The 9,811-nt window shown below is 62.2% G+C and carries 11 protein-coding genes; 10 read left to right on the top strand and 1 reads right to left on the bottom strand.

Annotation, left to right across the window (positions count from 1 at the left end):
- The 5 genes from VZ95_RS03785 to VZ95_RS03765 all read left to right on the top strand — a co-directional run.
- A partial coding sequence (locus VZ95_RS03785) for a carbohydrate ABC transporter permease (protein ID WP_045774693.1) occupies window positions 1–448 on the top strand: 448 nt, incomplete at its 5' end.
- On the top strand, window positions 438–1,286 hold the full coding sequence (locus VZ95_RS03780) for a carbohydrate ABC transporter permease (RefSeq protein ID WP_045774690.1): 849 nt from the start codon (window positions 438–440) through the stop codon (window positions 1,284–1,286). The genes VZ95_RS03785 and VZ95_RS03780, both read left to right, overlap by 11 nt.
- 19 nt (window positions 1,287–1,305) lie before the next feature.
- Window positions 1,306–2,316: a Gfo/Idh/MocA family protein gene (locus VZ95_RS03775; RefSeq protein ID WP_045774689.1), complete on the top strand. Its 1,011-nt coding sequence runs from the start codon at window positions 1,306–1,308 to the stop codon at window positions 2,314–2,316.
- Window positions 2,313–3,413 carry a Gfo/Idh/MocA family protein gene (locus tag VZ95_RS03770; RefSeq protein ID WP_045774688.1) on the top strand — a complete coding sequence of 367 codons (1,101 nt, stop codon included), beginning with the start codon at window positions 2,313–2,315 and terminating at the stop codon, window positions 3,411–3,413. Before VZ95_RS03775 ends, VZ95_RS03770 begins: the two co-directional genes overlap by 4 nt.
- 80 nt (window positions 3,414–3,493) lie before the next feature.
- Window positions 3,494–4,483, top strand: coding sequence for an ABC transporter ATP-binding protein (locus VZ95_RS03765; protein ID WP_156995029.1), 990 nt, complete (start codon window positions 3,494–3,496; stop codon window positions 4,481–4,483).
- 71 nt (window positions 4,484–4,554) lie between these two features.
- On the opposite strand, the gene VZ95_RS03760 is transcribed toward VZ95_RS03765, so the two are convergent.
- Window positions 4,555–5,931 (bottom strand): hypothetical protein, encoded by a 1,377-nt coding sequence (locus VZ95_RS03760; RefSeq protein WP_156995027.1) that lies wholly within the window; start codon window positions 5,929–5,931, stop codon window positions 4,555–4,557.
- Between the two features lie 203 nt (window positions 5,932–6,134).
- Between VZ95_RS03760 and VZ95_RS03755 the strand changes: the two genes are divergently transcribed.
- The 5 genes from VZ95_RS03755 (at window position 6,135) to VZ95_RS03735 (ending at window position 9,706) form a co-directional block, all read left to right on the top strand.
- Window positions 6,135–6,605, top strand: a complete 471-nt coding sequence (locus VZ95_RS03755) for a sugar 3,4-ketoisomerase (RefSeq protein WP_052711451.1) — start codon at window positions 6,135–6,137, stop codon at window positions 6,603–6,605.
- The gene (locus tag VZ95_RS03750) at window positions 6,605–7,333 is read left to right on the top strand and encodes a class I SAM-dependent methyltransferase (protein ID WP_156995025.1); all 729 of its coding nucleotides are present in this window, start codon (window positions 6,605–6,607) and stop codon (window positions 7,331–7,333) included. Before VZ95_RS03755 ends, VZ95_RS03750 begins: the two co-directional genes overlap by 1 nt.
- A 13-nt stretch (window positions 7,334–7,346) precedes the next feature.
- Window positions 7,347–8,165 carry a glycosyltransferase family 2 protein gene (locus VZ95_RS03745; protein WP_232302466.1) on the top strand — a complete coding sequence of 273 codons (819 nt, stop codon included), beginning with the start codon at window positions 7,347–7,349 and terminating at the stop codon, window positions 8,163–8,165.
- Between the two features lie 97 nt (window positions 8,166–8,262).
- Entirely contained in the window at window positions 8,263–8,937 is a 675-nt protein-coding gene (locus VZ95_RS03740; RefSeq protein ID WP_045774686.1) for an RluA family pseudouridine synthase, read from the top strand.
- A gap of 190 nt (window positions 8,938–9,127) precedes the next feature.
- Window positions 9,128–9,706, top strand: coding sequence for a YbhB/YbcL family Raf kinase inhibitor-like protein (locus VZ95_RS03735; protein WP_198148068.1), 579 nt, complete (start codon window positions 9,128–9,130; stop codon window positions 9,704–9,706).
- The last annotated feature ends 105 nt before the right edge of the window (window positions 9,707–9,811 follow it).

The raw sequence follows: 9,811 nt of genomic DNA, 5'->3' as shown, positions 1-9,811 counted from the left end.
GAGCTGGATTTCCGATCCGGATTACACGTTGTATACGTTGGTGATCTTGAGTATTTGGCAGTTCGGCTCGCCGATGATTATCTTCCTCGCCGGTTTGCGCCAAGTGCCGCAGGATATTTACGAGGCGGCGCAGATCGACGGGGCTAGTAAGATGCGACAGTTCTTCCGCATCACTCTGCCGATGCTCACCCCGGTCGTGTTCTTCAATGCCGTTGTGCAGACGATTGAAGCCTTCAAGGCTTTCACCCCCGCCTTCATTATTTCCGAAGGCACCGGCGGGCCGATCGACAGCACCTTATTCTATACGCTCTACCTGTACCAGGAAGCCTTCGGCTACTTCCGCATGGGCTATGCCGCCGCGCTCGCCTGGGTTCTGGTGGTGATTATCGCCTGCTTCACGGCCTTCTCCTTCCTCAGTTCGCGCTATTGGGTGCATTATGACGACTAACCCCAAACGAGGCCTGACGAATGCTCTTTCGGTTCACGGCGCGCTGCTAATCGCCTCGCTGGTGATGCTGTACCCGCTGCTGTGGATGTTGGCGAGTTCGTTCAAGCCCGAAGATGAAATCTTCCATAGTGCCTCCCTCTGGCCGTCGAGCTTCAGTGTTGATGCTTATATTCGTGGCTGGAAGGGGCTGGATGTTACCTTCGGGACGTTCTTCTGGAACTCGATGGTAATCTCGGTGCTCTCGGTGATCGGCAATGTCGTTGCCTGTTCGCTTGCGGCCTTCGCCTTCGCGCGGTTGCGTTTTCGCGGCAAGAACTTCTGGTTCGCGCTGATGATGGGAACGCTGATGCTGCCCCATCACGTCACGCTGATTCCGCAGTATATTCTGTTCCTCAACCTCGATTGGGTGAATACGAACCTACCGCTGATCGTGCCGAAGTTTCTGGCGTCGGATGCCTTCTTCATCTTCCTGATGGTGCAGTTCTTCCGGGGGCTGCCGCGCGAGTTGGACGAGGCCGCGATGATGGACGGGTGCAGCCCGTGGCGGATTTACTGGAAAATCATTCTTCCCTTGTCCTTGCCTGCGCTCGCCACCGCCGCCGTTTTCACCTTCATCTGGACGTGGGACGATTTTTTCGCGCCGCTCGTCTATCTCAACGATATGGGCTCGTACACGGTGCAGCTCGGTCTGCGCAGCTTCGTTGATTCGACCGGTCGGTCGGATTGGAGCGGGCTGTTCGCCATGTCCACCGTTGCCCTCGTCCCCATCCTCATCTTCTTCGTTCTGTTCCAACGGCTTCTGATCGAAGGCGTTGCGACCACCGGCATGAAACGCTAGCCGGATTTCCGAGGACATCATGGACCCTATTCGTTTTGCGGCCATCGGCCTCAATCACAATCATATCTACGGCCAAACCCAGTTGCTGCTGAACGCCGGGGCCGAGCTCGTCGCTTTCTTTGCGGAAGAAGACGATCTCGCCGCTGCCTACGCCAAGCAGTTCCCGCAAGCCAAGCGCGTTGCCGACGTGCGGGCGATTCTTGACGATGCGCGCATCGCCCTCGTGACCGGGGCCGGGATTCCCGACCGGCGGGCCGACGACGCCATCGCGGCAATGCGGGCCGGCAAAGACGTGCTGTTCGATAAGCCCGGTATGGTCTCGTTGGAGCAGTTGGAGGCCGTGAAGCAGGTTCAGGCCGACACCAAGCGTATCTATGCCGTCTATTATTCCGAGCATATCCAAACCCGCTGCACAGTGAAGGCCGGGGAGTTGGTGGCGGCGGGGGCGATTGGCCGGGTGGTGCACACGGCGGGGTTCGGCCCGCACCGCTTGGGCAATAACAACCGCCCGGCCTGGTTCTTCGACCGGCCTCGCTACGGTGGGATTTTGGCCGACATTGCCTCCCACCAAGTCGAACAGTTTCTGTTCTTCACCGGGGCGGAAGACGCCGAAGTGGTTGGCGCGACGGTAGCGAATTTCCACCACCCGAAAACCCCCGGTTTGCAGGATTTCGGCGAAGTGATGCTAAAGGCTCCGGGCTGCACCGGTTATATCCGGGCCGATTGGTTCACGCCCGATGGGCTGCCAACCTGGGGCGACGGTCGCCTGACCATCCTCGGGACGGAAGGCTATATCGAGTTGCGCAAATACGTCGATATCGGTGGCCAACCCGGCACCGATCATCTGGTTTTGGTCGATCAGAAGGGCGTGCAGCGCATCGATTGTACGCACCAGCGCCTGCCATTCGGCGCGCAGCTTCTGGACGACATCCGCCACCGCAGCGAAACCGCGATGCCGCAGGCGCGCACTTTTAAAGCAATGGAACTGGCGTTGCGCGCCCAAGCCGCCGCCGAAAGGACCGCAGCATGAGTAAGATTTGGACCGTTGCCGTCGTCGGCTGCGGCATTGGCCGAACGCATATTTTCGAGGGCTATTCGCGCCACCCGGATAAGTTCAAAGTGCTCGTCGTCTGCGATCTCAGCGAAGAACGGCGCACGGCGGTGGCAGCGGAGTTTAATATTCCGCGCCACACCGCCTCCTTCGACGAGGTATTGGCGATGCCCGATGTCGATATCATCGACGTGTGCACGCCGCCGGGCCTGCATTTCGAACAGACTCTAGCCGCGCTGAAAGCCGGTAAGCATGCGGTGTGCGAAAAACCGCTGGTCGGCTCGCTCGCCGAGGTCGATGCGCTTATTCAGGCCGAGAAAACCTATGGCCGCACCATTCTGCCGATCTTCCAATATCGCTACGGTAATGGCGTGCAGCGGGCGAAACGCCTGATCGATCTCGGCATTGCCGGAAAACCGTATCTCGGCACAGTCGAAACCTCCTGGTGGCGCACGGCGGACTATTATGCCGTGCCCTGGCGCGGTAAATGGGCGACCGAGCTTGGCGGCGTGCTCGTCACCCATTCGATCCATAATCACGATCTGCTGATGTATCTGATGGGCGACGCCGAACAGGTTTTCGCCCGGATTGCGACGCGGGTGAATGACATCGAGGTGGAAGATTGCGCCTCGGCCAGCCTGCGGCTCAAAAGCGGCGCGCTGGCCTCGCTGTCGGCGACGCTTGGCTCGACCCGGCAGATTTCGCGCCTGCGCCTGTGCTTCGAGAATATCACCTTCGAAAGCGGGCTGGAGCCTTATCGGCCGGGGGATGATCCTTGGCAGATCCTTCCGGCTAATCAGGCGGTGCAGGACCAAATCGATGCCGCACTGAAAGGCTGGCAGCACGTGCCGACGCGCTTCGAGGGCTTGTTCGCCGAGTATGCGCCGGGGCTTGAAACCGGCAAGCTGCCCGTGACCCTGGCCGATGCCCGGCGCGCGCTGGAACTGGTGACGGCGATCTATACCTCCGCCGCAACCGACCTGCCCGTCGATCTGCCGATGGGGGCCGATAGCGCTCTGTATAAAAGCTGGTTGCCCACCGCGCCCGTTTCGGTCGCCCAATGCGAGGCTCCATAACGCCATGACTGCTCTCTCTCTTCGCAACGTCGTCAAGCGCTACGCCGATTTTCAGGTGATCCACGGGATCGATCTGAAAAATCGAGCCGAAGGAGTTCGTCGTTTTCGTCGGCCCTTCCGGTTGCGGCAAATCCACCCTGCTGCGCATGATTGCCGGGCTGGAAGAAATCTCCGATGGTGATTTGCTCATCGGCGCGGACCGGATGAACGAGGTCCCACCCGCCCAGCGCGGGATTGCGATGGTGTTTCAATCCTACGCGCTCTACCCGCATATGAGCGTGTATAAGAACCTCGCCTTCGGGTTGGAAACGGCGGGCGTGCCGAAAGCCGAAATCGAGGCGCGAGTGCAGAAAACCGCCGCGATTTTGCAGATCGATAGCTATTTGCAGCGCAAGCCCAAGGCGCTTTCGGGCGGGCAGCGGCAGCGGGTAGCGATTGGCCGGGCGATCATTCGCGAGCCGAAGATTTTCTTGTTCGACGAGCCGCTGTCCAACCTTGATGCCGAGTTGCGCGTTCAAATGCGGGTGGAAATCGCCAAACTGCACCGGCAGTTGGGCGTGACCTCTATCTATGTGACGCACGATCAGGTTGAAGCCATGACGATGGCCGATAAGATCGTGGTGCTGCGCGCGGGGCGGATCGAGCAGGTCGGCTCGCCGCTGGAGCTTTATAATCACCCGGCGAATAAGTTCGTCGCCGGGTTCATCGGCTCGCCGAAGATGAATTTTCTGAAGATTGCCGGGCAGCAGGATGGGGCCGCCAACGGCATGATGCTAACGGTCGCCGGGGCTTCGGTGCCGCTGCCGCGTTTCTCCGGTGCCGCGGAAACCTTGGGCGTGCGGCCGGAGCATCTATCGCTGACCGACGGCCTCCCGCTTGGCACGATGGTGGTGCATCTGGTCGAACAATTGGGCGGCTCGACGCTCCTCTATGGCGCGCTGGCGGATGGGCAGGCGGTGACGGTTCAACTCACCGGCCAGAAGTCCCCCGAACGCGGCGCGCAGGTGACTTTATTTGCCGATTCGGCGACGTGTCATCTGTTCGATAAGGATGGATTAGCATTGCGCTAACGTTTTAGCGGTTATACTACGCCTTCCTCCCTGAAACTGGGCCGGTCCTTCCAAGGATCGGCCTTTTCTTTTTAGGGCTTGAAGCGGCGGTACAGGGTCCAGCCGTCGACTCTGTCGACCGGAACATAGTCGGCGAGGGCGGCGGCAATCCGGGGGTCGCGCTTGAAATAGGCGAGATGATCCCAGGTGCGCGCGCCGAAACCGGGTTCAGACGCCCCATCGGTCACGACGAGCAGATCGGGCTTGCGGGCGAGATCGGCGGCGGTGGCGGTCATTAGATCGCGCTCGATTCCCTCAAGACGATCGAGGGGGCGCAGCCCTGACGGCCCCTTGGGCGGATAGAGTTCCGGCAGCGGCCATAGGCTCATATAGTGCCCCACATAGCGCCCGCCCGTGGTCTGTAAGATCGAAAACTGCGGCTTCAGCGAGGTCGTGAACCAGAGGGCCGCGCCGCCGGGGGCGGTTTGTTGCATCAGATCGCGCAGGCGGGCGGCGGGGGATTGCGCAAAATTCCGTTGAGCGGCAAAAGGCGGTGCCAGGATGCTCGCATAGCCAAAGACCAGCGCGAAAGTGGCAATAATCGCTCGACCAGGCCGCGCGGAGAGACCCCAGCCGAATGCCCAGCCCGCCAAGATGAATAGCCCCCCTCGCGCCGGGATAAAATGATAGTCCCAGCCCTTCATTTGACTGATGCCGATCATCGCCGCACCGACTGTATAGACCAGGAGCAGTTGCGCAGCGGCACCGCCGCGCCACGTCAAAAGCCCCAACCCGAGACATCCAACGAGCAGCGGGAGAACTTGATTACCCTGAAGCAACTCCCGCCACTCAACCCCCGCGCTGGTATAAAGCTCGGCCATCATCGGCAGGGTTGCGCTGAAATAGGCGGGGGTGAAGAGGGCGACGGCACCGAGATAGGCGATTCCGGCCGACGCCATAATCGGCACGACCGGGTCGCGCAGACTGGGAGCGATACCCCGGCGAATGAGCAGAAACCCTTCAATCCCGGCTGGAATAATAAGAAAATGTGGTTTTAGACAGACCGAAACGGCAAAAAGCGCCGCCGTAAACCAAGAACTTCTCCCCGCTCGCCCATCGGCGCGCGCCAGTGCGTGGATGAGATAGGGCAGCGAGAGCGCAAACAGCACATGTTCGCGCTGCGTAAAACTGTGGGCGGGAAGAATCACGAGCCCACCGATAGCCCCCGCAATAACCCCGAGGCGGGGTCCTGTCGGTAGCAGGCGGGACAGATCGGGTAGGGCGACGGTAAGTCCGGCAACCGTCAGCAGCGCATACCATCCAACAAGCAGCATCGCCGCAGGAAGGCCGGTTGCGGCCGAAACCATTGCAGGCGGCAGGTTCAGCCAAAAGATCATCGGCGGGTTCACGTCGATGAGATCGACATAAAGCCGCTCGCCCGCCACCATCCGCTGCGCCCACGTAAGCACGGCGGCGCTATCATGGTTGAGCGGCGGAAAAAAACGCGGCGATCAGCAAGGCAACCCAACGAGAAAACAGAGAATCGGCAGCTTGCGCTCTGCCATTATGATTACTTCCTTATAAAGCCTTACAGAGTTTTCATCCCCGGTCGCCCAAATTTACGGCATGATGGGGGCCGTGTCGTGTGAAGAAGCTGAAAGGTTTGTGCTGAATGGGTGCTCAATTTTCTCCCGTGCCGCCCAAACCGGCCCCCTTGGCGGGGCTTGATGCGATTCGGCTGCTGAGTTTCCCGCAGTTTCCGGCACCGGGCCGTGTGCTGACGATTTTCGAGACGGGGGCCAATCTGCCGATTCCCATCGCCCGCGTCTTCACGGTCGCCTCCGATCAGCCGGATACCGCTGGCGGCGGGCATGCGCATCGTTGGTGCAGTCAAGTTCTGGTGTGTTTGCAGGGCGAGATTGAGTTCGTCGGGCGCGATCATCTGGGCGGGGAGGTGCGCCACCTTCTCACCCATCCGCAGCAGGCGGTGCTGATGCCGCCGACGATTTGGGGCGAGCAATATTACCGCACCACCCCCGCGCTGCTGATGGTGTTCTGCGACTATCCCTTCGCCGCCGAGGATTATATTCGCGATTTCGACAGTTTCCGCGCTCACCGGGAAGCGCTGGCGGCGGCAAGCTAGTGGAAGCGGTTGAATATGCGCGGATGGCCGCCATCGAGGACCAATTCTGGTGGTTCCAGGCCTTGCGGCGCAATATGTTGGGCTGGCTGCCGCCCCCCGCTGCCGCCCCCTTGCGACTGCTCGATGCGGGCGCGGGGACCGGCGGCTGGTTAAAATTTCTCGCGACCCATCGCCCCGATATCGCGGCGGTTGGCTTGGAGTTCGACGGGCAGGCGGCGGTTCAGGGGCAGGCACGCTGCGGGCGGCCCTTCGTGCGCGGCACGGTCAATGGCCTGCCATTCGCACCGGGGAGTTTCGATCTCATCACCTCCTCCGACGTGCTCTGTCATGCGGGGGTGGAGGAGGCGCGGGCCTTGGCCGAATTCCACGCGGCGCTAAAACCGGGCGGGCGGCTGATCCTGTCGCTTCCGGCCTATGATTGGCTTTTGTCCGAGCATGATCGGGCGGTGCATAATAGCCGCCGCTACACCGAACCCCGCCTGCGCCAGCGGTTGACGGCAGCGGGGTTTCGCCCCGTCCGCAGCAGCTATTGGAACAGCCTGCTGTTTCCGCTAATGGTCCTGCGGCGCAAGCTGTGGCCGAGCCAGGGCAGCGACGTATCGGCGCTGCCGCCCTTGGTCGATGCTGGGTTTTCTCTGCTGACGGGTTGGGAAACGGCGTGGCTGCGGTCGGGCGGGCATCTGCCCTTCGGCGGATCGATTTTGATTGAGGCGGTGAAGGATGCGTGAGGGATCACCGGGGTTGAGCATTGTCGTTCCCGTTTACAATGGCGCGGCCACGGTCGGGCGGCTGGTCGAGGCCCTGTCGGCGCTGACCGTCGAGGGCGGGCTCGAAATCGTGCTGGTGTACGACGGCAGCCCCGATGATAGCCTCGCCGTCTGCCATCGGCTCGCCGAAACCGCCACCGTGCCGCTAACCGTGGTCGAGCATAGCCGCAATTATGGCGAACATAATGCGGTGATGAGCGGCTTTCGCCACGCGCGCGGCGCCTACATTATTACGATGGACGATGATCTGCAAAACCCGCCGGAAGAGGTGGTGCGGCTTTACGACGCCTGCCGCCTGGGCGGGCATGAGGTCGTCTATACTTATTACGACGATAAGCAGCATGAAAATTGGCGCAATCTGGGCAGCCGCTTTAACGGTTGGGTCGCCGACCGGCTGCTGGACAAGCCCAAGGGCCTCTATCTCTGCTCCTTCCGCTGCCTATCGGCCTTCGTCGCGCAAACGATTACCGCTTACGAGGGGCCGTTCGTCTATGTCGATGGGCTAATTCTGCAAGTGACGCAGAAAATCGGCACGCTTCAGGTGAAGCACCTCGCCCGCGCCGAAGGCCAGAGCAATTACACGCTGCGCCGTCTGGTAAATCTCTGGTTGGCGATGGCGCTGAATTTTTCGGTCCTGCCGCTGCGGTTTGCGACGCTGGCCGGCGCGGTAACGGCGGGGCTCGGCATTCTCGGGTTGCTGCTGGTGTTGTTCGAAGGGCTATTCGGCGATCCGCCCGCCGGTTGGGCCTCCTTGGCGGCGATCGTGCTCACCTCGGGGGGTTGCAACTGTTGATGCTCGGCATTCTCGGCGAATATGTCGGCCGCCTCTTCCTGACGGTGAATAAGCGCCCGCAAGGCGTGGTGAAATCGGTTCGGCGCGGCGGCCCCGCGTGAGTTTCGATCTTGCGGCGCGGGTTCTGTTCCGCGATGGGCGCGTGATCGTGCTCGACAAACCGGCGGGGCTCGCCTGTCACCCTGGCCCGCAAACGCCCGAGAGCGTTGAAACCTATCTGGCCGATCTTAGCTTCGGCTTCAAGGAATTGCCGCGCCTCGCCCATCGGCTCGACCGCGACACGGCGGGCTGCCTCGTGTTGGCGCGCAGTCTTCGCACGGCCCGGCAGGTGGCGCGGGTGTTTTCGGCCCATCAAGTGCAAAAAACCTATTGGGCGCTGGTCCGGGGCACCCCGGCTGCCAGTGAGGGGGTGATCGACGCGCCCTTGCTGAAAATCTCCAGCGCGGCGGCGGGCTGGCGCATGGTGGTCGATCCAACCGGCCAGCAGGCGCAAACGCGCTGGCGCTGCTTGGGGACGGGCGAGGGTTTCGCCTGGCTTGAGTTCCAACCGCTCACGGGGCGAACCCATCAGATCCGGGTTCATGCCGCGCATCTCGGTCTGCCGCTGGTCGGCGATCCGGTCTATGGGCCGCCCCCCGCGCCGGGCGAGCGCCTGCAACTTCTAGCACGGGCGATTGCCCTGCCGCTGGGCGAGAAGCCGATTTCCGTCGTAGCCCCGGTGCCGCCGCATATGCAAGACGGGCTGGCGCGCTGCGGTTTTTCGGAAGTTTGATCGGATCGGCGGCGCATTTGATCGGTTGCCGCGCGCGGGCCTAGGGGGGAACGGGGCAGGGTAAGGGCCTTACCCACGATAGGAACCCGATCCATGACCAAACTAACGCTGATCCTCCTGGCCAGTATCGCCGTTCTTCCGGCGCTGGCGGCCGACCCCCTGCGTGTTACCCTGGGCGGGGTCGGTCCTGATGGCCGTTTTCCCGCCGCGCAGGCCTTTTGCACGCCGAGCGGTTTCGGGCCAAAACGTGAGCCCGGCGGTTTCCTGGCAATCGGGGCCACGCGGCACGCAATCCTATGTGCTGGTGATGCTCGACCCGGACGTGCCGCAAGATCTCTCCCGGTACAATAAGCCGGGTGTGACGATTGCCGCCGAGTCGCCCCGGCAGATTTTTCCCCATTGGTTGCTGGCCGATGTACCGGCGTCGGTTACGGCGCTGGCCGAGGGCGTCGAGGCGCGCGGCGTGGTGAAGGGCAATCTGCCGCTCGCGCGCACCGCTTATGGGCGGCGCGGCCAGAGCGGTTATGCCGGGTTCATGGCCGGAAACCCGGAGATGGCGGGCGATTGGGGTGGCTATGCCGGGCCTTGCCCGCCGCTGAACGATTTGCGCCGTCACGTCTACCGCGTCCGCGCATATGCGCTCGATGTGCCGAGCCTGTCGCTGCCCGAACGCTTCAGTTGGGCTGATCTGGAACCGGCCTTACGCGGGCATATTCTGGCCGAGGGCGAGGCGAGCGCTGCCTATAGCCTCAATCCGGCGGTGAAATAACGCGTTCCCGCAACGCCGCCGCCGAGCGGAAACCGCAGGCGAGGGCGGCGTCGAGCGCGCCCATGCCCTCACCTTGCAGCCGGGCGGCCTGGGCGCGGCGTAAGC

Source organism: Elstera litoralis (assembly GCF_000963705.1).
Classification (GTDB): Bacteria; Pseudomonadota; Alphaproteobacteria; order Elsterales; family Elsteraceae; genus Elstera; species Elstera litoralis.
The sequence above is the reverse complement of the archived record's forward strand: the minus strand, read 5'-3'. Positions and strand labels throughout refer to the sequence as shown.